At 47.7% G+C, this 26353-nt stretch carries 18 protein-coding genes and 4 pseudogenes; 13 read left to right on the top strand and 9 right to left on the bottom strand.

Annotated elements, in window-relative coordinates; all coding sequences use genetic code 11:
- Positions 1-4 precede the first annotated feature (4 nt).
- The 8 genes from ACMV8I_RS19685 to ACMV8I_RS19650 all read left to right on the top strand — a co-directional run bounded on the left by ACMV8I_RS19685 (position 5) and on the right by ACMV8I_RS19650 (position 8633).
- A complete protein-coding gene (locus ACMV8I_RS19685; RefSeq protein WP_498866884.1) occupies positions 5-1348 on the top strand; it encodes a fimbrial protein in 1344 nt (447 codons plus the stop codon).
- On the top strand, positions 1314-2042 hold the full coding sequence (locus ACMV8I_RS19680) for a fimbria/pilus periplasmic chaperone (protein WP_498866883.1): 729 nt from the start codon (positions 1314-1316) through the stop codon (positions 2040-2042). The genes ACMV8I_RS19685 and ACMV8I_RS19680 overlap by 35 nt, the downstream gene beginning before the upstream one ends.
- Before the next feature lie 98 nt (positions 2043-2140).
- A complete protein-coding gene (locus ACMV8I_RS19675; RefSeq protein ID WP_498866882.1) occupies positions 2141-2794 on the top strand; it encodes a helix-turn-helix transcriptional regulator in 654 nt (217 codons plus the stop codon).
- 22 nt (positions 2795-2816) lie between these two features.
- Complete coding sequence (locus tag ACMV8I_RS19670) at positions 2817-4136, top strand: TolC family outer membrane protein (RefSeq protein WP_498866881.1); 1320 nt, start codon at positions 2817-2819, stop codon at positions 4134-4136.
- A gap of 15 nt (positions 4137-4151) precedes the next feature.
- Positions 4152-5414, top strand: a complete 1263-nt coding sequence (locus tag ACMV8I_RS19665; RefSeq protein WP_498866880.1) for an HlyD family secretion protein — start codon at positions 4152-4154, stop codon at positions 5412-5414.
- 25 nt (positions 5415-5439) lie between these two features.
- A complete protein-coding gene (locus ACMV8I_RS19660) occupies positions 5440-7602 on the top strand; it encodes a peptidase domain-containing ABC transporter (protein WP_498866879.1) in 2163 nt (720 codons plus the stop codon).
- A gap of 71 nt (positions 7603-7673) precedes the next feature.
- Positions 7674-8111, top strand: coding sequence for a DcrB-related protein (locus tag ACMV8I_RS19655; protein WP_498866878.1), 438 nt, complete (start codon positions 7674-7676; stop codon positions 8109-8111).
- Positions 8112-8318: 207 nt separating this feature from the next.
- On the top strand, positions 8319-8633 hold the full coding sequence (locus ACMV8I_RS19650; RefSeq protein ID WP_498866877.1) for a colicin V synthesis protein: 315 nt from the start codon (positions 8319-8321) through the stop codon (positions 8631-8633).
- Between the two features lie 36 nt (positions 8634-8669).
- Here the strand turns inward: ACMV8I_RS19650 and ACMV8I_RS19645 are convergent, their stop codons facing one another.
- The 4 genes and pseudogenes from ACMV8I_RS19645 to ACMV8I_RS19630 form a co-directional block, all read right to left on the bottom strand.
- On the bottom strand, positions 8670-8909 hold the full coding sequence (locus tag ACMV8I_RS19645; protein ID WP_498866876.1) for a hypothetical protein: 240 nt from the start codon (positions 8907-8909) through the stop codon (positions 8670-8672).
- Positions 8910-8943: 34 nt separating this feature from the next.
- A pseudogene (locus tag ACMV8I_RS19640) lies at positions 8944-9411 on the bottom strand (transposase); the annotation flags it as partial.
- A 154-nt stretch (positions 9412-9565) separates the two neighbouring features.
- Positions 9566-10048, bottom strand: a complete 483-nt coding sequence (locus tag ACMV8I_RS19635; protein ID WP_498866875.1) for a YqeJ family protein — start codon at positions 10046-10048, stop codon at positions 9566-9568.
- A 2-nt stretch (positions 10049-10050) separates the two neighbouring features.
- On the bottom strand, positions 10051-10941 hold the full coding sequence (locus ACMV8I_RS19630) for a winged helix-turn-helix domain-containing protein (protein WP_498866874.1): 891 nt from the start codon (positions 10939-10941) through the stop codon (positions 10051-10053).
- A gap of 1085 nt (positions 10942-12026) precedes the next feature.
- Here ACMV8I_RS19630 and ACMV8I_RS19625 point away from each other — a divergent pair.
- From ACMV8I_RS19625 to ACMV8I_RS19605, 5 genes and pseudogenes are all read left to right on the top strand, one after another.
- On the top strand, positions 12027-12629 hold the full coding sequence (locus ACMV8I_RS19625) for a helix-turn-helix transcriptional regulator (RefSeq protein ID WP_498866873.1): 603 nt from the start codon (positions 12027-12029) through the stop codon (positions 12627-12629).
- A gap of 53 nt (positions 12630-12682) precedes the next feature.
- Positions 12683-13232 (top strand): annotated as a pseudogene (locus ACMV8I_RS19620) (fimbrial protein).
- A gap of 17 nt (positions 13233-13249) precedes the next feature.
- A pseudogene (locus ACMV8I_RS19615) lies at positions 13250-13657 on the top strand (fimbrial biogenesis chaperone).
- A gap of 24 nt (positions 13658-13681) precedes the next feature.
- The gene (locus ACMV8I_RS19610; RefSeq protein ID WP_498866872.1) at positions 13682-13966 is read left to right on the top strand and encodes a fimbrial biogenesis chaperone; all 285 of its coding nucleotides are present in this window, start codon (positions 13682-13684) and stop codon (positions 13964-13966) included.
- A 42-nt stretch (positions 13967-14008) separates the two neighbouring features.
- Positions 14009-14227 (top strand): FimD/PapC N-terminal domain-containing protein, encoded by a 219-nt coding sequence (locus ACMV8I_RS19605; RefSeq protein ID WP_498866871.1) that lies wholly within the window; start codon positions 14009-14011, stop codon positions 14225-14227.
- Positions 14228-14318: 91 nt separating this feature from the next.
- Here ACMV8I_RS19605 and ACMV8I_RS19600 read toward each other — a convergent pair.
- From ACMV8I_RS19600 to ACMV8I_RS19580, 5 genes and pseudogenes are all read right to left on the bottom strand, one after another.
- A pseudogene (locus ACMV8I_RS19600) lies at positions 14319-14711 on the bottom strand (transposase).
- A 155-nt stretch (positions 14712-14866) separates the two neighbouring features.
- Positions 14867-16024: a beta-barrel domain-containing protein gene (locus tag ACMV8I_RS19595; RefSeq protein ID WP_498866916.1), complete on the bottom strand. Its 1158-nt coding sequence runs from the start codon at positions 16022-16024 to the stop codon at positions 14867-14869.
- Positions 16025-16053: 29 nt separating this feature from the next.
- A complete protein-coding gene (locus ACMV8I_RS19590) occupies positions 16054-18261 on the bottom strand; it encodes a type I secretion system permease/ATPase (RefSeq protein WP_498866870.1) in 2208 nt (735 codons plus the stop codon).
- 31 nt (positions 18262-18292) lie between these two features.
- On the bottom strand, positions 18293-19774 hold the full coding sequence (locus ACMV8I_RS19585) for a TolC family protein (RefSeq protein ID WP_498866869.1): 1482 nt from the start codon (positions 19772-19774) through the stop codon (positions 18293-18295).
- A gap of 114 nt (positions 19775-19888) precedes the next feature.
- Positions 19889-26353 (bottom strand): BapA/Bap/LapF family large adhesin (locus tag ACMV8I_RS19580; protein WP_498866868.1); only part of this gene is annotated, 6465 nt, incomplete at its 5' end.

The following is a 26353-nucleotide window of genomic DNA, read 5'->3' as shown; positions in this document are numbered from 1 at the left end:
AACCATGAAATTTAAAATCACGACACTCAAAACCTGGCTGATAACCTTAGCCTTTATGGTGTGTTCCCCATGGGCACATGCAGTTTGTTTCCAAATTACTAAGATCGGCGCAACCGGCAACTCAGCAATGCCACAGTCGGTGGCTGATCAGGGGTACACCGCTGCAAGTTGGGGAGGGGTCTTCAACGCCGGTGCAAAACCGATCTCCTTCGGTACGCTTATTATGGGGACCGGAGCGCAGTCGCTGGCACCCGCCGGTACGGTCCTGGCCAGTGCGGACCTTCCTTTTATCAGTTCCGCATTGGTGACCCCCTATGCGGCCAATCAAATCGTAATCAAATGTGCGCTGGCCGATGCCAATGAGCTATATGAAATGTATACACTCAATGCTGTAGGCGGTGCCATCTACGGCGGTCAAAAGGCTACAGATATAGAAGGTGGCTACGTGACTCCAGCGACAGGCATTGCTTATCGCATTATGAACACAAAAACTGGTCTGTATTACACCAGTTACTGGCAGCAACGCCAGTTAACCAGTGATGACTATATTACCGAGGGTTCCAGCATTTATATTAAGGCGTCCGCATTCAGTGATGCCCATTTTGAGTTGCTCAAAACGGCCGACGTTGCGGGTGTTACCTCGCGTAATGCTTTCGGGCAAGTTATAGCACCCCAAGGTTTGGTTGTATTCAAGGGAGGACTGGTCAACTCAGGTGTCACTGAGGGGGCATTAGGCGGCGATAAAGCAACCTATTACTCTGCGTTATGGAGCATGAGAAACGGTTCCACCACAATTATCAGAGGTAATACCTGTACGTTAGGCGATTTCGATCAGGTCGTGCAATTGCCGCCGATCAGCGTCGGTGGACTCCGAGACAATGGTACCAGTACTAATACCTTTAATGTCGCCATTACATGCGATTCTGGTGCAGTATCCGGGACGACGACGAACACCACGAACGCGCCAGTGGCAATGGGATTCCTGGTCACACAAGCTGCGGCATTAGCGCAGGCGAGTACCCTGGGATTACAAACCGGGTCAGGTGGGATTAGCTATTTGCTGGATGATAATTATGGCGCAACTGGCGTTGCTTCTGGTGTCGGCATTCGTATTTACGGTTTGGATGGCACACCACTAAATTTACTGTCCAGCAAAGATACGACAGGCACAGGTTCATCTGCAGGGTGGTACGGATTTGCCGAATTGCTAAGCGAAACCGGCGATACTCCATCGGGTGGTAAAACTTATGGCGGAACGTTTACCGCATCGCTTGAACAAATCCCAGGGTTATCAGTACAAGCAGGGTCGATAAATGCGCAAGCACAAATTATTGTCAGTCTTCAGTAATACCTTACTGGCAGGTGCCTTTCTACTGAGCGTCAGCCATGCTGGTGCCGTGGTCAACAGCACCCAAAGTCGTCTGGTGTTTAATGAAGATAGCATGGCGGAAACGCTGGTTCTGGTTAACTCAGAGCGAGCCCCTGCGCTGGTGCAGGTGTGGACGGATGATAACAGTCCGCTTTCTCCGCCTGATCGTATCAATACCCCGCTGATTGTGGTGCCGCCGGTATTTAAACTGGGGCCAGGAGAATCACGTAACCTGCGCATCATGTTGCTCGGCCGCCAGGAGTTACCGACCGACCGTGAACGCGTGTACTGGCTGAATATTTATCAGATCCCGCCAAATACACAGGCGACAGGTCCAGAAGATAAGAAGGTTATTATACCGCTGCGTATCCGTTTAAAAGTATTTGTACGCCCTGTCGGCCTTAAAGCGCCGGATGAAGAAATCGGGAAAGCACTAAAATTCACCTTCAAAGACGGTAACCCGCAAGACCGTGCACTGCGGGTGGATAACCCAACGCCTTACAATATGACGCTGGGGCATGTCAGTTTGGGTGGGAAACAACTCCAGCCGACGATGATTGCCCCCAAATCTTCAGCCACTATACCGGTTCCGCAAGCGGGAAATACCCGACAAATGAGCTGGTCAGTGATTGACGATTACGGTAAGGCAACCACTTATCAGCGGCAATTATAAGTAAAAGATGAGCTTTTCTGGCCATAAGAGATTATGGCCAGAAAATACAACGGATTGTGCTCAACGGTTTATCCATTTTTATCTATCTCAAGTAACTTATGAAAAAGACAACGCTCACTACGCTTAATATTACGTATTTTCACAAATACCATATGTCCTATGATTTGATTGCCTCATATATCCAGTGGGAACTGAATGTCATTAATTTTCACCTCCGGCACTTTCAAACTCCAGACTCTCTCTTAAAGGCAGTAGAAGAAAATGAAATTGACATCGTCATGATTAATTCCTCCTGTCTATTTGATGGCTATTTCAAAGAAGCGGAAATTAGAAAATTCCTGGCAACACTTTGCGATAACGAGCAGACTATTACAGTTTTTTTTGCCCAAAATATGAAAGCAACTTTGCTGAAAAAAATGGTCGATGCCGGTGTGGACATCATGATCAGTTCGCAGGACACGCCGCGGGAACTGATAGCAGCGCTGCTTCGTGTGATGGACTCCCGCATAGCAGAACCTTATATTTCGGCCTCAATCCAGGCTCATTTAGAACAAGATTATGATGTATTAACACTGAAGGAGTGGGAAGTTATAAACTTTATTCAGCAGGGATATTCACTTTCGGAAATCGCGTCAAAAAAATGTCGCGCCATGAGCACTATTTCAACACAAAAACGTAATGCGATGAATAAACTTCATCTTAAAAATGAAAGTGAATTATTGCGTTACTTGCATCAGAATACTTATTTTTAATTCTTCAATTTTTTGGAATGTCATGTTTAGAAAAATAATCACCCTGCTCGCGGGAGGCGTATTGCTATCCGGTAACGCCTGCGCCCTGTCACTTCAGGAGTCACTTATTGCGGCAAATACGTATAACGCTGAAATTAATGCTGCCCGCAGCGTTCATGATGCAGACAATCAGAAAAAATATCAGAGTTTTGCCGGGCTATTACCGGCAATCACGCTCAATGGTGCGTGGAATAAAACCGATCAACCGGATGTCACCTATTCAGCAGGCGTTACCCGTCATAACTACAGCTTTAACCTGACACAGCCGATTTTGGACGTTTCGAAATATGCCGCCTGGCGCAAAAGTGTGGTGATTGGCGATCTGGCGGATGTGAATTATCTGATTGCACAGCAAAAACTGATCAGCGATGTCGTGACTGCCTTTTACGGCGTGGTGTATCAGCGTAACGTGCTGGAAACCAAGCAGAAGATCCTCGCGGCTTTTAACGCCAAACTGAAGCAAGCGCAGAAAGCGCTGGAAGTGGGTGACGGTACACGACTGGATGAAGTTGAAGCGCAGGCAAACTATGACAAATCGGTCGCCGATGAACTGGCGGCAGAAAATGACCTGAATGATGCCTACGTGACTTTTCACCAATTGACCGGCCTTGATGCACAAGGCATCTCTGATCAAAGCCTGAGCTGCATCCACTTTACTGACGAGATCCTCCCTGCACGGTTAAAGCGCGATGCCGCCGCCAATAACCTGGATGTGCTGGCCGCCATTCAGAGCATGAAAGGCAGCCAGGCCGATATCGTGACGGCCACCTCCAATCATCTGCCGGTCGTCACTTTTCAGGCCGGCTACGGAAAAAACTGGAGCCGTGCAGAAGACGGTAATTATCTGGATGAGCTGTTTGGCAGCACGTCCAAAACTGACAACACTACCTTCGGTGTGAATGTTTCTATTCCCCTGTTTGCAGGCGGAAGTCACATCTCGCAAAGTCTGGAAGCGGCGCACCGCTATGAACAGACTAAAGATTTACTGATTGATGCACGCCGCAAAGCCGAGCAACAAGCGATACAGGCGGCGTCTGGGGTGAAAAACGACCAGTCACGTATTCAGGCCTATGAACGTGCAATCAGTTCAGCAGATACGCGCCTGTCTTCCACCCGGTACGGGCGGGAGATGGGACAACGAACACTGATTGATGAATTCAATGCCGAGAGGGACTACTTCCAGGCTATTCAGGATCTTGCTCAGGCACAAAACGCCCTGATCAAGTCGATCGTCAAACTAAAATCGGCAATCGGTGCGCTGGATTATGCCGCGATGAAAAGTTTTAACTGTGGGGCGGCATGACCGTAGATTTTGATAATGAATAACGACTTATTTCGTAAAGAATCCCTCGATGCCAAAAAGACCAAAGCACTCGGTTCTGTGGCGCTCTATTGCCCGCCCTTCCGCTGGCTGATCATTTCTCTGATCTGCCTGCTGGTCGTCGTGTTGATTGCTTTTTGCATCTTTGGCAGTTACACCAAACGTGAAACGGCCCAGGGAATTCTCACGCCAGAAAGCGGCATGATGACCATTACCGCAATGACCTCAGGAACGGTGATTGCCTTGCCCGTCAGGGAAGGCGACAGCCTACAAAAAGGCCAGCAGATTGCGACGGTCTCTTCTGAAATTTCTACCGGTCGCTATGGTCAGACACGTGAAGCTATTGCCAGTCAGTTGGATCTGCAACAGCAGGGTCTACATGCACAATTACTAAATCTCGTCCAACTCAACGATGAAACGCTCAACGCGTTGAAAGAGAAAGAAAGTTTATTACAACTACAATCTATCCAACTGGGTACCATTTATCGCCAACGTACGCAACAGATCGCGCTGACCAATAAGCAGCTTGGTAAAACCAAGGCCATGCGCACTGAGGGTTATGCCTCCAATACGCAGGTTGAGCAGCAAGAAAATGACCTGCTGGATGCCAACGTGCGTCTTCAGGATGTGGCCCGTCAGCGCATTGATGTTCGCCAGCAGCTTGCTCAGGCACGTCAGCAACTGCGCGAACAACCTATAACCTACTCCCAGCAAAAGAATGACATTCAGCAAAAGCTATCGGATATCACGCAGTCAATGATGGAAAACGAATCGCGTCGTTCCGTGGATTTGCGGACCCCCGAAAAAGGCACAGTGAGCGCCGTGCTGGTGAAATCCGGGCAACTTGTCAATGCAGGACAGACGATCGCAACGGTACTTCCGGACAATGTGCACCTACAGGCACGGATTATGCTTAGCAGCCGTGCCATTGGCTTTATCAATCCAGGCCAGCGCGTGGTGCTGCGCTACCAGTCTTTCCCGTGGCAAAAGTTTGGTCAACAGTATGGCACCGTGACTGAGATATCAAAATCAGCACTGTCGCCACAGGAAGTTGCCACGATCACCGGGGATAGCCAGAACTCACAATCGATGTATCAGGTCAAAGTCACGATCGATCACCAATCCGTGCAGGCATACGGAAAACCAGTGAGTTTACGGCCCGGCAGTGGACTAGAGGCCGACTTTATCGTGGATAAACGCCACATCTACGAATGGGTTCTCGAGCCGCTCAACGCGCTCGGCAAAATGACTTCTTTATAATTCTCACTCTTTAATCAGGTTTACCATGGATCTTTTTCACAAACTTAATTTATCGTTCCGCAATAAATTACCGGTGTTACGGCAAACACAGGCCGCAGAATGCGGACTCACCTGCGTCGGGATGATCGCCGGTTATTACGGTCACAAGATGGATATGGTGTCACTGCGCCAGCGCTTCCCGACGTCAACGAAAGGCAGCACGCTGTCGGATGTGATGTCGGTTGCACAGAGGCTGGGCATGAGTTGTCGTGCCGTGCGCCTGGAACTCGACGAACTGCATCAGCTGTCCCTGCCCTGCGTACTTCACTGGGACATGAACCATTTTGTGGTGCTAAAAAGCATCGCTAAAAACAAAATTGTGATCCACGATCCGGCGCGTGGCGTACGCAAGGTCACCCTGGATGAAGTCTCACGTTCGTTTACCGGTGTTGCACTTGAAATCTATCCGGCGGCGAATTTCGAGAAGAAGGATGAAAAAAAATCCATCTCGATGATGAGCCTGATCCGTAATGTTTCAGGTATCGGTTCTGCCTTTGCACAAGTGGCTTTGCTTTCTCTCGCACTGGAATTTTTCGGTATCATTACACCGTTTTACATGCAGTGGGTGATCGACCAGGTACTGGTTTCGGCCGACCGTGATTTGCTGACCCTGCTTGGCGTCGCGTTTATCTGCATCACGCTGTTCCAGAATGTGATTAGTGCGCTGCGCGGTTGGGTGACCACCTGGTTTTCCAGCATGCTGAGCGTTCAATGGTCGAGCAATCTGTGCGCTCATTTATTGGGCTTACCGCTAAGTTATTTTGAAGATCGTCACGTCGGAGACATTTTGTCGCGCTTCGGCTCACTGGGGAATATCCAGAGCACGCTGACCGGGCGGTTTATCTCTTCTATTTTCGACGGCGTGATGGCCCTGGTGACGCTGGGTGTGATTTTTACCTATAACGCCACGCTGACCTTCGTGGTCATCGGGTTGTTCCTGCTGTATGGGCTGATCCGCTGGATCTCCTTTGAGCCGTTCCGTCAGGCCAACGAAGATCAGTTGCTGGCCTCGGCCCAGGCACAATCACAACTGCTGGAATCTATCCGTGGCGTGCAGGCCATCAAGCTCAATAACAAACAAGATTTGCGTGTTTCAACTTTTGCCAATGAAACCGTGGAATCCACTAACAAAGGCATTACCACTCAAAAACTGTCCATCGGATTTAGTACGTTACAGGGCACTATTTCGGGCGTGGGCAAAATCGTGCTGATCTGGTTGGCCGCCGCGCAGGTGCTGGATGGCAACTTCACCAGCGGCATGCTGGTAGCATTTATCAGTTTTTCTGACCAGTTTATGTCCCGTTCAGCGGGACTGATTAACGCCTTAATTGAATTCAAAATGCTGCGTCTGCATGGCGAACGTATCTCCGACATCGTGTTAACGGAGAAAGAACAGAATATGGAAAACCACGTGGCGCTGCCTGAAGATACCGGGCCGGTACGGCTGGATATTCGGGCGTTATCGTTCCGTTATTCCGAAACCGATGCAGAGATTTTTACCCATTTTAATTTCTCAGTTAAGGCCGGAGAATCGGTAGCGATCATCGGCCCTTCCGGACAGGGCAAAACCACGCTGGCAAAACTACTGCTGGGATTACTCAAGCCGGACTCTGGCGATATCTGTGTGGACGATATCGACCAAAACAAACTGGGGATGACATATTATCGCGATCTGATTGGCAGCGTGATGCAAAGCGACATCCTGTTTGCCGGTTCAATTATAGATAACATCAGCTTTTTCGACACCAATCTTGACAGAGCTCACGTTGAAAAAGTGGCGCGGATTGCGCAAATTCATGGCGACATTATGGCGATGCCGATGGGATACAACAGTATGGTCGGCGATATGGGATCATCGTTGTCCGGCGGACAAATACAGCGGGTTATCCTTGCGCGCGCGCTGTATCGAAAGCCGCGTATCTTGATCCTCGACGAAGCAACCAGCCATCTTGATGTCGCCAGAGAAAGCGCGATTAACGATGCAATAAAGCACATGAACATTACACGCGTGATCATCGCGCATCGTCCGGAAACGATCCTCAGCGCCGACCGGATTATCCAGATCAACCGTTTTGGTGCGACGGAAATCGCTAAGTCAGACTTCATCAAACTGGTCAACGCGTCGCAACAGGTGTTGCAGGCAAACTGACTCGTAAAGTATGTATAAAGGCAGGCAGTGCCCCCGCACACTGCCTCAGGATAAAACACTCAGGAGAGAATATGAATAATCGTTTGATTTGCCTCGAAGGCACCCTTGATTTTGAAGAAGAAATCAGAGCGCAGAATATTAACGTGGTATCATTCCGACAGGGCCAGCAAATTACTATCAATCGCGATAAATTATTGCCAGGGCGTACTTTTGCCGAGCATATGACGCTACAAATAACCAACGCCGAGAAGATCTTCAATCAGTTTAATTTCGTTAAAATGGATGAACTGAATGAAGGCGATCTATTTTCAGAAACTATTCTAGTAATATTTAACTTTGTTGCAGGCCAGGGAGTCGGAAACAAAATGTGGCAGGTCACTTTTTCCTCTCGCCTCCCAAAAGATAACATCATAACCTTTACTAGCGTATATACTGACGAAGAAAGCATGCAAAGAGAAATAGGTAGATTAAAGCACTGTGTAAAGCACTTTGTATTGAATGAAAAATAAAATCAAGTTGAAATAAGAGCCCAACAACCTGCCAATATAATTAATTATCGGAAAATAGAAGCAAAATAGTAGTAGTTCTATTTATTTTAAACGCTACTAAATGCATACTTAACACATCGGAACACACTTGCTGCTCACGATATAGTGAGTGATTATTCTGATATTCATAATTTTATTGTTTACTGTATTTATTAAAGGATGAGCTAAATGCGCGAATTAAACGTAATGGAAATTAACGAAGTATCTGGTGCTGGCTGGCTGTCTGCACTCTCAAGTTCCATATTGCTTGGAGCAGTTGGATTTGGTGCAGGGGCCGCTTTTGGCGGTGCCCGCGGTGGTGACGGCGGTGGCATCCTTGGTATCGGTTCTTTCGGCCAACTCGTTGGGGTGATTGTCGGTCCCGTGATCGGTGTGGCTAGTGGTGCAGTCATTGGCGCATCTATTGGTTTTAATGACCCAGATACAGTATCTGCACTTGCAACCCAATGGGTAAATAGCGTATTTAACGGTTCTTTCGTCTAATTATCTAAATAAAAAGGTGCAGATTATTTCTGCACCTCAGATTGCTGACGAACCCCACATTTCTCGTGGGGTTCTTCTTTTTGAGCGACCGTAGGTCGCGAGCGCGATATTTTTCCCCGTTACCCCTTCAATGACTTTTTGAACCCGCATAACGCTTCTTACACCCTCAACTAACCCACCGTATACCAACAATAAAAGACAAAGATGCGCCAGCAGCGCTATCTTTTTCATATTCTGCGCCGCTGCCGCCAACAGGCATTGCATCTGCACCTTCATCAAACCACGGAACCGCGCATACCGGTGACCATGATTTGCGGGAGTTGGCTTTGAGGTGGGTACTGTCGGTGTAGAGCATGCGACCGCCGACCATACCCTTCGCGATGGCCTGTTCCACGATATTGTGGAATACGCGCTGGAACACGTCGGTGCCGTTGAAGCGGCGGATGCGGTTCTGGCTGAGGGTGGAGGCGTCGGGAATTTTGTCGGTCAGCCCGATACGCAGGAACCAGCGGTAAGCGACGTTGACCTGAATTTCCTGGACCAGACGGCGTTCACTGGGCACACCGAAGAGGTAGCCGAGCAGCATCATTTTAAAGAGGATAACGGGGTCAATCGGCGGGCGGCCGTTGTCATGGCAATAAAGATGCGCGACTTCATCATGGATAAATTCGAAATCGATGGCGACGTCGACTTTGCGCACGAGATGGTTTTTGGGGACCAACTCTTCGAGGGTGACCATTTCGAGTTGATATTGCTGAGGCGCAGATTCTTTTAGCATGCGAGTTAGCTCATTAATTAGCCTAACCCTATTAGATCAAAGTCCTGTCCATGAGGCCAGGACTTTGTCAGCAATCTGGGGTGCAGATAATTATGCACCTTTTTTCATTCCGATTCCTGCGAATAATTTCTTAATCCCCGTCCCTAACCTCCCGCTAACTCTTACAAACATAGGTCGGAACTGTGGCAATGAAAAAAATCCGACTGCCGTTGGCCTGCTGAACAATTCGCATATGAATGCTTTTATTCGCATAAACAAAAAAATCAGGCTCGTACTGACTCAACCAACTGTCCTCCACAGTATCATCAGGAAATTTAAGATTATTATCTGATATTAAATAATATATATCCTGTTTTTTTTGTAAGGAAAAAGAGATCTTACGGTTGAACACTTTCGTCGGATCTGACGTTGCATGACCATTGATATTTATAATGCCGACATTCTCCCGAAAAATATAATTCAGAGAAACATCCAGACTTTCATTACTGTAGTGTTGAGAGAAACTGGCAGCACAAGAAAAATTTTCGATAGCATATTTTTTCCACAATGAATAAATAACACCTGCGATAGCAATGACAAATGTAAGGGATAGTAAAATCACTATCTTGCGATTTGTCTTTATTCTCATTACGCTCATCGCTATTTATCCTCAAAAAAGTAATCTGAGATACAGGTGTTAGATTCATTCATCGGTTTATCACAACGTATGACTGAGAGTCTCGGCAGCAAAGGGAGGTGTGTGATATACATCCAAGGGTAATTTGCACAGCTCTCTTTGAGCCCGCTAATATGCCCAAGCGCTTTCGTACGCGCTTCACCGGTGGCAATGCTATCCAACAAAAAGATATGGCAGCCATGCGTGGTTTTTAAAAAAAAATGGTAGCTGGAAAAATACTGACTTTCATCATTTAACTTTATCCCCGCCGTAATGATATAAAATAACGCAATAACTGGCAGCGTGCAGATGCCCCAAAAGACCAGTCGCTGGTGTGAAAACCTGTCCGACTTTCTTGGCAATACCGCAGGAGAGATCTTCATCTCGTTGTTAATGCAGGTGATTTTCGGCGCAATAATCATGCCAGGACTTTCCGGTGTATCGAAAGGAAGAGAAATTTTGACGTCCTGAGCGTGGGAACTCTCGTCAATAAATTGGGCATTTTCGTGGCAGACCTCTACCCGTTGTTCGGTCGGCAACTTCTTTATCTGTGTACCACTTGCCAGCGTTAAACCAATACGCGGAATAGTGACGACCGGATCGTCAACCAAGCCGATCTTCTTAAGTCCTTTCCTCAGGATAGAAATATTCTGGTAGTAAGTGTTGGAAGAGACCAACATCCCGCGTTTCGCCCAGACGATGTCCATGAATTCATGCTGGGTCACAATAGTGCCGACTCGTTCAATCAGCAAAAGTAAACAGCGACCAGCCGGAGAGTTTAATACAACGACATTGTCAGGATCGTTCAGATCCCGCAACGTGCTGGTTGCTGGATGAAACTCAACAGCGCCATTAAGAATGTAATGATTATGCATATAGTTAGGTTAATGCTCCGTAAAATATTCCAGACGTCAGAAACGTCTTATCCCTGTGAAATAACAAAAAACTGATAATAAAAAATGATAACAACTGACTCTTTTATAGAGTGACGTATAACTTTTATAATGTATATCGACACAAGGGGCGATTTATCTTATTTTTCATGGCACATGCTTTTCATTTCGCTGCTTCATAATAAGAATAATCAGCAGCGACTCCTGGCTATTTAGTTTGATGAAACCGCTATATCTCTCATTTTCAGGCACATAGCACCCACTTCATCATGTGATAGTTTATGAATTCAACACTTAACCACTTAAGAAACATCTCAAATTGATCAAACCTCACCCTGGCGATGTACAGAATGGGAAATCTTAACTTTCGACGCAGCACTGGTAGTACGATTAATCCCATAGCCTTCACAAGACTACAAAAACACATCTTGACATTTACACACCCTGACAAAAAACCCTGTTGAATACTACAGACACGCATGTCTGACTTGTTATGCTACCTTTTGGTAGGAAAAAAATAAAAATCATTAATTTCAATTAGTTAAGGTAAATTATTTATTTTAACTCACTATTATCATCCGTGAAAAAATGGCATAAACATGCCAAATTAGTGAATTTAAGTCGGCCGTTAATGCGCTACTCTGACAAAAAACGACATGTCATTTACAAAAAATCAATTAATCTCACAGTACGCATAATAATTTTCCGTATGATTATACTCAGACAAAAAGGAAAGAATAAATACAAAGTGAAAGGTAATTCATAACCACGCACCCTTAATAAAAAAACTTCACAATGAAAAATAGAAGACAACGATGTTTGAAGGCTATCAAGATTATTCCGCGGATATGTCTGAGGAGCTTAAGCACGGTGTGACTGGCTTTACTTAGAGTTCACACGTCGTTAAGGAGTTTAAAAGGGATGAAATTAATATAATATGTGATTTATTCAGGAGAACATTCCGATAAATCGCATATGATTGGAAAAGAAATCCATGTTCATTCGAAGTCATGATATTGCTGGTCATTTTTAAAAAAAAATTAATCCCATGCCATCGAGGTGACACTATGGAAGATATATTAAAAATTGGTGGGATCACAGATGTTGCATTAATGGGGGGTAACCATTACGCACGACAAGGAATAGCATCATTATTACAAATAATTAGCCCAAAAATACGGATAAGGGCCTCTATTCGCGATTACAAGGTACTTGATAAAATACTAGAAAAAACACGTGTAAACATTGTTTTTATTTCAGAGCCTGAGAAATCAAATTCTGGTTTCGATTGCTTAAGATTTATAAAAAAAATCAAACAAAACCACCCACAGATTGTTATTTGCATGTATTCGGCATGTGCCAGTTCATTACTGTGGGTAAGAGGCGACGTTGATTCATTTATTTCATTGAAAGAGCCGCTCTATAACTGGCACGCAAATATTATGAAACTGGTCGACTCACGATATCGCTACAAATCTAAACCAGCAGCGTTATCTCTGTCACCCATGGAATGGAAGGTATTGAAAGAATTAAAAAATGGACAGGATTTGCGTCACATTGCAGCAATGGAAAAACTCTCTTATCGCCGGGTCAGTGCATTAAAAAGCTCGGCAACAAGAAAACTAGGGCTCAGGAATAAAACAGATCTGCTGATTTTCTTAACCAGTTAGTTGTGCCTATTAAGAGCAATACTACGCAACAATAAACAATGGAAAGTTCAAAAATGCAAGCACGTTTAAATAAAACCTTTATGTCCAAATCGCTGCTTGTCGTCTCTCTCGCAGCACTACTGCCAATGGCGGGCACTGCAATGGCGGCTGACGCAGTAAGCGGCAGCATGGTGACTTCAGCCTGCGCCATCGGCAGCAACAGCAGCAATATCGATGTGAACCTGGGCCAGGTTCGTACCGCATCCCTGGCAGCTGTCAGCAGTGAAGCTAACACGTCGAAAAACTTCTCCGTCGTACTTGAGGACTGCGGCACCACCGTTTCTACCGGTGTCGCTCTCACCTTCAGCGGTACGCCGGATAGTAACGACCCAAGCAGCCTGGCTGTCGGCTCTAACGGGGGTACTGGCAGCGCACAGAACGTCGCCATCCGCCTTTATGACGAACAGGGTTCCTGTCGTCAAATTGGGTGAGGCTTCAGGCATTGTCACCCTGCGCAACGGCGAAAACACCCTGAACTTCAGCGCGAAATATTACTCGCCCGCAGGTAAAGCGACAGCCAGTGACGCCAGCGCAGTAGCAACCTACACCCTGACCTACTCGTAATACACCAGTCCAGCCGGATGGCCGGACTTTACTCTCCATATAAGGGATTTATTATGCGCAATTTGTCTGCCTTTATTCTACTGGCCACCGCATTAAGCAGTTCCGCCGTTTATGCCGGCGGTGTGGGCTTAGGCGCAACACGGATGATTTATTCTGCCACCGCCACGCGGTCTGCGTTAGATATCAGAAACACCAGTAAGGATTCCTCTTTCCTTATTCAGTCCTGGGTTGAAAATGAAATAGGCAGTCGTTAAAATGATTTTGTTATTACGCCATCCTTGTTTGTTTTGAAGCCAGCGACGGAAAGCGTAGTTAAGATGATGTTTAACGGCAAGCAGCCGCCGCAGGATCGGGAAAATCTGTACTGGGTCACCTTGAAAGCGATCCCTCAGCAAACGAATAAATCGGCAGAAAATACATTGTAGTTTGCCTCTGCCAACCGAATTAAATTGTTTTACCGTCCGCAAGGACTGAATGAAAGCGTCAATGAAGCATGGAAAAAGCTCAGAGGTGAGGTCCGTCAGGGCAAAATCACATTAAAAAATCCGACACCTTATTATCTGACCACCATCAATCTGAACGTGGAAGGCAAAGCCGTTAACCTGGTAATGGTCCCAGCGAAATCAAGCGTCACGCTGGAAGGCTATTTCAATAATGCGAGCAAATTTAGCTTCCAGACCATCAATGATTATGGTGCCTGGACACCATCCACGACCTACCAACTGGTGAAGTAAAACCGCTGAAAAAACTGTGTAAGTAAATTAACGCGTCGCATTGTGAAGGTAAAAATCGTTTGTGCTCTGGTTTATTTAAACCTGATGGTAATTCCTGCCTATGCGGAAGACGATTTGCAATTTAATCCGGCATTTTTAAATGGTGAAGGATCTAATGTTGCAGATCTTTCCTGGGTAAATGCAGGAGGAGAATTACCTCCTGGTGAATATAATATTAATATTTACGTTAATAATGACTATGTATTCACTGGCCAATATTAAATTTGATGTTGATAAAGAAAGTACTTATTCTGCGGCAGTACCTTGTTTAACTCTAATGCTGTTTTCGTCAGATGCGGCGCTTTTCCTGACCTTACTTTTTCACCTTCCACTCGCCCTCACGGAAGACTTTTAAGCCGTTGGAGTCGATAACCAAATGAGCAATCTCACCTCTCGTTGGTTTTTTAAACGGGATGCTGACAGATTTAGCACGCCTGCTGACGCAGGAATAATCTGGGGCACGGAGTGAGGATAAAAATGGAATCAATGGATACCTGAGCGGCCTGCAGCGTCAGGCGAAATACATCAGTACGGTAGAAATAGCCAGCTCAGAATAACGTTGCGGACGACCACGCGAAGACGTTTTTTGTTCGTCGTACCAGGCCTTGATGGCCGACTCATCAAGCCAGAATGTCAGCGAGCCTCGATTGATGAGTGCTTTGTTGTAGGCTGTCCAATTGGTAATTTTGAATTTTTGCTTTGTCATGGGATACCGCTATAGGGCCAGGAATGTGATGATCTGATCCTATAGCAGCTAAAGGTTCGACTTATTCAGCAAACAGGTGTGTTACCGTATACTTAGCTTGAAAGTAATGCCGGTCACCTGAATAACCGGCATCAGCTCTAAAACTTCCTGTTTTACTATCTTTCGCGAAGTGCTTCTTTCGCACGGTTCAGTGGCTTCATCAGGTAGGCCATAGTCGTTTTACTACCAGCATGAATCTCTGCCATAGCGATCATCCCCGGGTAGGCTGGAAAATGCTTATCATTTTTGTTTACCAGATAGTCTTTATCAGTGCGTACATAGACGCGATAATAATACTTATCCCGGTGAACCTCATCCTGGATAGTATCTGGTGAAATAAAAGCGACTGTCCCTTCCAGCGCTCCATAGATGTTGAAGTCATAAGCTGTCAGTTTCACCACAGCTCGCTGACCAGGCGTAATAAACGCAACATCGCGAGGCGCAATCTGGACCTCAACCATAAGTTGATCATCCAGCGGGACGATCTCCATCAGGTTGCCCCGCTGTGGGATCACCCCTCCAACAGTGTTCACCTCAATATCTTTAACAATCCCCCTGACCGGGGCAACAATGACCGTCCTTTTTAGAGAATCGGCACGCCCGATAATAATTGAGCGATGTGAAGAAACTTCCGCATTAGCTTTGGCCAAATCTTCACGAGCAAGAACCGTATACTGATTTTCGGTATCATTAAGTTTGCTCTCTAAATCGTTGGCCTGCCTTTTCAGGCGGAGAACTTCCACATTGCTGGCGGCTCCTTTTGCGACAAGGGATGTGGTCAGTTTCAATTCACTGTTGATAAGACCTAGCGCTTTGCGTAACCCACTCAGCGTCTTTTCAAGGTTTTCCCTGCGCGATTTATAAAGGGCTGTTTCCGCAGCGACCAGCGAAGTGTCTTGCAGAACTTCCGGTGGAAACGTCAGCTCCCGGCCTTCGGTTTCCGCCTGTAAACGAGCAGAGGTTGCTAGCGCCGCCCGCATGCGGCCTGTACTCTCCTGCACACTGGAATCGATCTGCGTTGGATCCAGCAACGCCAATACCTGGCCGACTTCAACGACATCACCCTCACGAACCTTCAGTTCCTTAAGGATCCCACCTTCCAGAGACTGAATAATTTGTTCATGAGAACTGGGTACAACCTTGCCCACGCCGATGACAACCTCATCCAGATCAAAATGAGTCGCCCAGACAAAAAACATCATCATCATGGCCATAACTGACCAGACAAGGAATGCTCCTGAAGAAAACAGTCGCCGCGGATGTTGAAACTTCATTTTTTTGAACCATAAAAAGAATTGCCGAATCATGAAGATGCTCCCTGCGTTCTAACGTTAACTTTGCCTTCATGAGGGCTGGTTTTTACTTTAGGGGATGATACCAGCATATCTTCCTTACTTCCGTCACGCATGATTTGCCCGTTCTCAATCAACAAAATACGCTCGACAAGTTGCATAACTGCCGGACGATGTGTGGCGATGATGAGCGTACGATTGCCCATCCAGACCTTTAATTTCTCAATCAGGTGCTTCTCGACGCCGTCATCCAGCCATGCAGTGGGTTCATCCAGCAACAGTACACTCGGCTGGCGCAATATGGCACGAGCCAACAGCAATTGCTGTCTCTGGCCTCCGGAGAGTCCTTTCCCTCCCTCCTGCAACTGATAGTCCATGCCTTCAGGAAGCTGTTGAATAAAGTTAATGGCTCCGCTGATATCCAGCGCCTGGAACATTTCTTCCTCTGTTGCCAGTGGCATCCCTAATCGCAAATTCTCACGCACAGTGCCAAAAAACAGAGCAGAAGTTTGCCCCAGAAGCCCCACATCACGACGCACGTCGAGCGGATCGATTGAAGAGAGACGGACCCCATCAAGTAATATTGCCCCTTCATTGGGTTGCAGTAAGCCAGCCAACATTTGTAACAGGGTAGATTTCCCGGAACCATTGCGGCCAAGGATTGCTATTTTCTCGCCCTGTTTAATCGTCAGTTGCTTCACTGCCAGCACCGGTTTCGGTGAGTTAGGGTCATAACGGTAGCTGACTCCCGAAATATTATATTCACCATAAATTCTTGAGCGATGAATCTGAACACTGCGCTCGGGTTGATCAACCTCGCTGCGCAACAAGTTTTCCAGCCCTTCTCTTGCCACTTTAGCCTGCTGCCAACGGCCAAAAATCATCGCCATCTGGCCCAGCGGAGCCATCATCCTTGAAGCCAACATGGAACAACCAATCAGCACGCCGGTTGATAAATCGCCATTCATGGCGAAAAATGCGCCCACCAGAACCACCCCGATATAGGCGACAGTCTGCACTTCACTGGTCCAACTCATCAGTAGCCCGCTGATAAAACGCTGCTTTTTCGATGACTTGCTGATGGCTTCATTCAGATGATTCCACTGATTCTGAAAGTAAGGCTCAGCACGCAGCAATTTAATGTCATCCATGCACTGCACCGTCTCAACCAACATGGCGTTGCGCAACGCAGACTCACGCATCGTGGCTCTGGACAATACCGCTAAAGAACGCTGTGCCAACAGACCAGGGATGATGATCAGCGGGATTGCAACCAATGGCACCAGTACCAGCCACCCACCCAGCAACCAGAGAATGAACAGAAAAATGATCAGGAATGGTAAATCGGCAATGGCCGAAATGGTCGTTGAGGTGATCAGTTCCCGAATCTGCTCCAGCTCACGGATCTGAGCAATAAACGAGCCGGTAGACTTTGGTCTGACATCATTGCGAATACGCAGCGCATGCCCAAAAACCCTATCGGAAATGCGCAGGTCGGCACGTTTACCGGCCATATCTGAAATATGAGTACGCGTAACACGCATGACAAAAACAAACGTCAGAGCAATCATCACTCCACCAAACAACACCCAAAGTGAAGGTATAGACTGCGAGGGGATCACGCGGTCATAAACCTGCATAGTAAACAGCATGGCTGACAGACCAAGAACGTTGGCGACCAGCGATGCAAACATCACGTTCACATAGGATGGCCACTCTTTCATGATGGTTTTCCACAGCCAGTCTTCCTGATGCGGTTTAATATAGTCATCAACACGGGCGTCGGGTACCGACGTCTCAGGTTTAACTAACAGTACGCGACGAGCATGCTCAGAAAGCTCTTCCACGGTCATCAACGTTTGCAGCTGTTTTTCACCGCTGAGGATCACGCTGACTTTATTTTCCTCTCCCAAAGTGATAACCACGCCAATACCACGTTCGCCAAAATCGACGACCAGAGGAAGACGCCAGGGATCCAACATCGCGGGATGGAACTCATCAAAAATGACTAACAACCCCAACTGCCGAGCCATATTTTCAATCAGGACATCCTGTGAAAGCTGCCCGGAATGCCACTCAGCCTCCCCTCTTACACGCTCAGGAGAGCCATCAAGGCGATAATGTTTTGCGACAAGTAATAATGCTTCAAGCCAAGGTTCCCAGTTTTTTTTTGTTTGTGAGGAAACACACGCTTGATCCTTTTTATCTGTACTTTCCATAATTATGACCTTTTACTTAACTTGAATAACATTACGGTGTAATGCGTAATCCCTGGACAACCTGGTTATTAAAATTAAATGCATCTCTGGCCATGCCGGCTAACACAATATAATTCACTGCCGACGCCCATAAATCGCGACGCGCATTTATAAGGTCTTGCTCTGCGCGACTAATTTCCTGCTCAGCATTTAATAAATCAAGCGCATTCCTGTTACCAAGAGATAAGTATTGCTCACGATATAAAACACGAGTTTCCGTAATGCTTTTCATCCTCTTCGTCAACAAAGAGATGTTACTTCGCAGACCATTTATACTCTGGAAATAATTTCTTTGTCGATCGATTAATTCCAATTTCTTACTGGCAATAGTTGCCCTGGCTGCTTCCAATGCTCTTGCACTGACACTTTCTTGCGCCATCAGTGCACCGCCCTGATAAAGGGTACTGTTCAGTGAAAAATAAACATTCTGGTACTGGTTGCGAGTCTGATAATTAGCAATATCACCAACATATTTATTGGTATTCGCTTCAAGAGAAAGCGTTGGATAGCGCTGTGCTTTATAGCTTCGTAACTCAGCCTGAGCAATAGCAACATCAGCCTGAGCAATCAAAATGGTTGGATTTCTGTTTAAGTCGAGACGCTGACTCTGCCGTTCAATTAAGGGCTGTAGATCTATCGGCGCCGACAAATGCCTTTCCGCAACGGGTTGTCCAAGCAGCGACTGCAGATGATATTTATTCTGCTGCAGTTTGATCTCCATTTCCTGCTGCAGTGCTTCAGCAGCCTCAATACGCGCCTGGGCCTGAACAGGATCTACACGGGTACTGGCACCCGCGTCGGCACGCATCTGCGTCAATTTTAAAATGTCACGTAGGGCTTTAATGTTTTTTTTATTATTATTAATTAGTTGTGTGTAACGATAAACCTCGTTAAGTGCCAGTGCCGTCTGCTGAATAATGGTGTCGATTTGCGCGAGCACGGTAGCTTGTTGACGCATATATTTTGCACTGGACTGATCAACCGCGCTCCCGGTTTTACCAAAGTCATACAGCATCTGCGAAAGACCAACGGTGGCAATTTGTCCGCTTCCTTCATCTTGCTGACGACCTGACGTAATGCCCGCCTTGATGGTAGGAAGATAGCCAGCGCTGGCAGCGTCAATACCGAATCCGGCCGACTCAAGCGTGGCAATACTGCTGCTAATGGATGGATGATAACTGACTGCAAGATGAATAGCAGCCTGCCAGTCGGCAGGAAAGTTTTTTCCCAGAATGACTGGGTCTTGCTCTGCAGGCTGCATTTCAATTTCTGCGGGTTTCATCCGGAGTTTATCTGCCAGTGCTGATCCACCGGCTGGCAAACTTCCTGGCTCAGGCGTTTTAGAAAAAACACCCCAAAAACCACCAGGCGCTTCATTAATACTCGTTTGCGGCGAAGTGAGAGTATTTTTTTCAGCTGCACAAGCGTAAGGAATGCTTATTACACAGCATAAGGTAATAAATAATTTCTTCATGATTAATTAAGACATCCTGATGTCGATATTAGTTAAATTAAATACCTACAACAATGGCGAAAAACAGGCCAGCACCAGAGTGCCAGCCTGTTATTATTTCTCCATTATTGCTTATTAGCCAATAGTGACATCATCCTCAACATATAACTGAACCACGGAACCATCTGTAGTAGTACTGGTGTAATGGTTATAGGTAACACCATTGACCAATAATGATCCCGAATCGTCCCATGTGCCATTCAGCGTCACAGTATCACCGTCAGCTCCTCTGACATATAACGTATTATTGTCATCAGTGACTTTCAGCAAACTTTCTGAGCTAATTACCAGATTGTCATTTTGACTATCGTTCAACAGGTCAATCTTCTCGATATTATCTACCTTTGAAGAGATATCACTGAGATTCAGCGTACCGGTACCGTGCCAGGCCAGCGTATCACTATTGTCAGCACCGTTAATGGAGGTGAAACCAGTATCATAAACCTGGAAAACATCTCCGCCACTGGTGCCGCTAAAGGTGATTGCTCCGCCTTCGCTACCATCAATATCAATACCCAGATTGAAACTCAGTGACTCACTGCTGCCGTCAGAGAGGGTGTAGGTAAATGTATCGATGTTGCCGCTATGCTCTGAGGCTTCATTCACCAGATAGCTATAGTGGCCGTTACCCTCAATTAACAGTGTGCCGTAAGCGCCTTTAAAGCTCACTTCACCCTCAGTGAGGTCAATCACCTCACCATTCTGGCTGACCGAAATCACCGACAGAGCCTGCGCTTCATCTGAAGACAGTGAACCGGTAATGCTTTCTGCGACTTCATTGAAGGTTAACCCTTCTTGCACATAGAGCTTAACCGCCGTGCCATCCAGAGCATTACCGGTATAAAGCGTGTAGGTTATGTTATTCAGTATTTCCACACCGCTAACTTCCCACACTCCCTGTAATGAAAGGGAATCTTCACCGCCGCCACGAACGTAAAGCACATTGTTGTCGTCAGTAACTTTTTCAATATCGTCGGCAGACAACGTCAACACCGCAGCAGCAGCGTTATCTTTAAGATCAATGACCTCGATATTGTGAACCTTGTCAGCAATGGTGCTCAGCTGCAGATCACCCTCACCACCCCAGACCAGCGTATCATGCCCGGATTTACCATCGACCGACGCGAAGCTGGTGTCATGGATAGTGAAGCTGTCATCCCCGACGGTACCTGCAAAGGTCAACGCGCCACCTTCTGATCCGTCAACCGACACGCCCAGCGTCATGACCAGATTCTTCGTCGTGCCATCTGTCAGAACGTAGGTAAACGAATCTTCGCTACCGGACAGTTTAATCACCGAGTCGCTGTTCAGCGTGTAGGTGTAACTGCCGTCGGTATGGATGGTCAGCGTACCGTAAGTTCCGGCGATGGTCGTACCTGCCGCCGCAATCAGTGTGTAACTCGCGGCTCCAGCAACAATACCGGCCGCGATAGATTTCACCAGAATGCTGCTGTCGCTGGTGTTATCACTGGTAAAGACGGAACTCGTGATGCTTGAGCTGGTACTGACTTTATAGTCGGTGGTACTGACAATGTCTGCCGAAACTTTCACTGTCAGCTCATCGTACCCGGTAGTCCATAACGCACCGGAGTAACCGGATTGGACATTCTCAACCACGACACGATACGTCCCCGCCGGCTGGTCTGACAAAGTCACATCCAGTGAAGAGGCTTGGCGAGTAAAGGACTGTGAACCACTGGTGACGGTATTCCAGGTATAGGTCTGCGAGTTGTAAACCTGGAGTGACCAGTTCACCGACACGTTGTTGTTCGTATTCATCAAAGCTGTGGTATAGGCACTGATGTGAATGGTCTGCAGGTCGGTGATACTGTTTACAGTAAAGCTCTCGCTGGTAAAACTGCCGCTTGCCCCTTTGATTGTCGTGATCTGATCAATGTGCTCGCTGACCAACTGCACCTGACCCGTCACCCCTGCCGCATTGGTTTCAGAAGTGGTTTCAGTGCTGCTGGATTTAATGTCACTATCGACATACAACTCCACCGTGTCTCCGTTCGCTGTCGTGCTGGTGTAGTGAATATAGTCAACGTTATTAACGATTTCACTACCAACTAGCTGCCAGTTACCGCTCAGCGTCAGGGTATCGGTGGTTGACCCTTTCACGAACAGGGTGTTGTTGTCATCCGTGATATCCGCTACGTTTTGCGCAGAGATCAGCAGGTTATCCACACCCGCATCGTTCAACAGGTCAATTTCCTCAATATTGCTGATTTTACTGGCAATATCACTGACTGTAAGCGTACCGGCGCCGTTCCAGACCAACGTATCAAACCCTTCACCGCCTTCAATGCTGGTGAAATTAGTGTTACTGACGTTGAACGTATCGTCATTAACCGTACCCACTACCTCTGTGGCAGAGGTTACGTCATACTCCGTGCCCGTAGTGCTGTCAGAATAGTCGGTCGTGGAAAGCACCAAACCACTTTGCACATAGATATTCACGGTGCTGCCATCAACTGCGGTCCCGGTGTAGTGTGTAAACACCACGCTATCCACCACGACAGTGCCACCATTGATCCAGGTGCCTTCCATCGTCACGGTATCGCCGGTTTCTCCCTTGATATACAGCGAGTTGTCTTCATTAGTGACATCAACCACACTTTGCGCAGTCAGGACAAGATTGTCTTTTCCACCATCAGATGCGAGTGCAATCGACTCAATATTACTGACCTTATCCGCAATGCTGCTCAGTACCAACTCACCATTACCATGCCAGGAGAGCGTATCACTCCCCTCTTTGCCATCAACCGAGGCGAAATTAGTGTCATAGATTGCGAAAACATCATCAGCGGCCGTACCGTCAAAAACCAATGCGCCGCCGTTGCTACCATCAACTTCAACACCCAGATTGATCGTCACTGTTGCCATCACAACGTCACCATTAGCACCTTGCAATGCGTAGGTGAAGACGTCTTCGGAACCGGACGGCAGTGACGTGATGTCTGGGGTGTAGGTGTAAGCACCGTTGCTATAAATCACCAGCGTACCGTACGCGCCGATAATTGTGATGCCGCTTTCGGTAACGTGGGTATAGGTGCTGTCAACTGTTTCATCACCCGTGCTGTCCCCCGCTTTGGCATACATTTTGGTGTAGATCGAACTCAGTTTATCGACGGTTCCGTCAGTCCCTTCGTCCGTAAGTACGTTACCGGTCGCGATTTCATTGGCAGTAATCACGTAATCGGTGGAGCTGACAATATCGACATTCATGTTGAGTTTCAGAACATTGGCTGCCCCGGTGGTCGAAATCGCCACACGATAGGTGCCAGCTTCTGAGACCAGAGTCGACATATCTACTGTCAGAACAGTTTCTTCATTATGGCTTCCAGCAAGAACGACAGCAGTATAGGTATTTACCGTTGACCACGTTCCATAACTGTTCAGCATTTGTACCGTATATGTGATGTTGGTGTCGGTGGAGAAGTTGTTGCCAAACAGACCCCACTCTGTCGACAGCGTCAGTGAACCGGTGACCAGATCGTCATCCCCTGTCAGAGTAAACGCGGAGGTATAGTTCTCCGTGCCCCCTGCCGTCAGCTTAACGTCGCTGTTGCTGGCACTTGATGAGTCATACGTCACCGTCACGCTGGCATTCGCTTCGTTATTGGATGCCATATCTGTAACGGCTTCCGAACTCGGATCTGTGGCATCCCAGCTCAGCATCAATCCATCATTAGTGCTGCCAATCTGCACATACAGATGTGCGGAAGAGGTTTCTCCGGTGGCGGAATCAGTGAGGGTGTAAGTGAAGGTATCCACTTTACCGATACTGTCCATTGACGTCACAGGCACGTACTCATAGCTGCCATCGGCGCTAATGGTCAGGGTTCCATACTGTCCGATTAAGGTTGCTTTTGTTGTGGTGGCGTCAAACGTGACCGTTGAAACACTACCATCACTATTAGTGATGGTAACCGCCATAACCGACGTATAGGCACTATGTGGAATACCGTCCGAACCGTAAACACTGTCCGTATCCGTTATCACATTGCCCGTCGACGTGGTGTAATCGGTTGGCGTACCCTGATCGGCGAGCGTGTAAACCGTCTTGGTCGCGTCCAAGCTAAAGTTAACGCCAAGGTTAAGCCCTGAAGTGGTATAAACCAGTTGGTAGGTTCCCGCTGTTAACCCTGTAAGCTCGATGGACGAGGAAGAAGCTCCCAAGCCAAACAGACCAAACAGGTTTCCAGATTCCTCCTGGCTCACGTTGGCCCAATCGCCGGTTGAGGAGTCGTACTTCTGCAAAACAAGGGTCGAACTGCTGGCTACATTGACAAATGCGGAAGATGTCGCGACCACGTCTAACTTAATGAAGGTGCCATCCGCCACCACGATAGGATCACTTTTAATCGTGTTGTTAAAGGCAATTAAGCCACCATCACTTAACAGCGTCCCAAGATCTTCTTGAACATCAGTAGGATATTCAAAGCCAACTGTTGCACCTGAGCTGATGTTATCTACCGCCGTCAGGACGATAGCCACAACGTTGAAATCCAGAGAAGCTGACGGATCACTGCTATTACCCGCTGCATCCGTCACCGTAAAGGTGATCTCATGGCTACCGTCATACAATCCGGCTTCATCGGTGTAGGTCCAGGAGCCATCTGCAGCGACTATGGTTTCGCCAACAACTTCACCTTTATCGTAAATAGTAACCGTCGTGCCGGCTTCTAAATCGCTGCCGCTGAATGTCAGTTTGCTATCATTCAGGGTATCCGCAGCACTGACGATCGTACCAGTTTCATCCGTGATGACCACAGTGCTGATATCAACACCTTCCGGAACTACGGAATCAACCGTGTAGCTAATCGCTTCAGACTCACCACTGCTGTTACCTGCAGCATCCGTTGCTTCAAAGGTGAAACTATGCTCACCCTCTGCCAAAGGTTCATCCGGTGTGAATGACCAGCTACCGTCCTCATTTACCGTTGCACTACCTATTACCACATCATTATCACTGACGGTTACTGTCGTTCCAGCCTCAAGGCCTTCAGCAGTAAACGTCGGCGTTGTGTCGGAAATAATGCCACCAACCGCTATGATGTCACCGCTATCATTCGTTAAGGTGATACCTGTAGTATCAATGAGTTCTGGAGCAACGGTATCGACAACAATCGTGACGGTATCACTGCCCGTATTGCCATCAGGATCGGTTACTGTGACGGTAAACTCATGTTCGCCATCAACCAGTGCAGTCTCTGGCGCATAACTCCAGCTCCCGTCATCGCCCACGGTAATTGTCGCCAGTTCGGTATCACCGTCAGAAATAACTACGGTCGAGCCCGGAGCCAGGTCATGGCCACTGAAGGTTGGCGTGCTGTCGTTAACGGAATCTCCATCGATGAGTACGTTACCTTCATCATCAGTAATGACCACGCCAGTATTGATTCCTTTGCTGACAGAAACGGTCAAATCCAGCTCTTCAGAGATACCGCTGCTATTACCCGCTGCATCTGTCACTTCAAAGGTAAAGTTGTGTTCGCCATCAATGAGCTTATCTGTTGGCGTAAAGGACCAGGTACCGTCCTGAGCCACCGTGGTTTCGCCCAGTACGGTATCACCATCACGAATAGTGACAATGGCGCCGGCTTCGAGACCCGCTCCGCTGAAGGTCGGCGTGCTGTCAGCTGTTATTCCGTCAGCTGAAATAGTTTCACCCGCAGCATTAACCATTAAGACCGTGTCGATATCCACACCTTCTGGCGGGATGGTATCAATCAACAGAGTGAATGACCCGCTGGTGGTATTGTCTTCCGCATCAGTGATCGCCACGGTAATACTGTGCTGACCATCGGCCAATGGGGCTGCAGGCGTAAAGCTCCAGTTACCTTCGTCGTCGACGATGGCATTACCCAGAACGGTTTCACCCTCGCTGATAACGATGCTGTCGCCCGCAGTAAAGCCGCTGCCGGTAATGGTTGGAGTACTATCGTTAGTGATATCGCCGTCCGTAAGAACATTAGCGTTATCATCGGTGATCACCATTACAGGCGTGACTGAATCCACCACGATATTGATCGTGTCGTTTACCGCGTTGCCGTCCGCATTGGTACCGTCAATCACCAGCGCATGGTCGCCGTCCGCCAGTGCGTCGGCCGGCGTAAAGGTCCAGCTGCCGTCTGCATCCACGGTGGCTTCACCGATCACCTCATCGCCGTCGCTGACGGTGACTGTCGAGCCAGGCTTCATGCCGTCGCCGCTGATGGTCGGGGTGCTGTCGCTGGTGGTGCTGCCGTCAGCAATCGCGTTGCCCGCGTCGTCGGTCAGGCCCGATGTGGTGGCCTCGGTATCGATCACGATATTGACGGTGTCGCTGGTTGCGTTGCCGTCCGCATTGGTACCGTCAATCACCAGCGCATGGTCGCCGTCCGCCAGTGCGTCGTCCGGCGTAAAGATCCAGCTGCCGTCTGCATCCACGGTGGCTTCACCGATCACCTCATCGCCGTCGCTGACGGTGACTGTCGAGCCAGGCTTCATGCCGTCGCCGCTGATGGTCGGGGTGCTGTCGCTGGTGGTGCTGCC

The organism is Ewingella sp. S1.OA.A_B6, assembly GCF_049889095.1.
In the GTDB taxonomy this organism is placed as follows: Bacteria; Pseudomonadota; Gammaproteobacteria; order Enterobacterales; family Enterobacteriaceae; genus Ewingella.
Note: the sequence above shows the minus strand (reverse complement) of the source record. Positions and strands in the feature narration are given on the sequence as shown.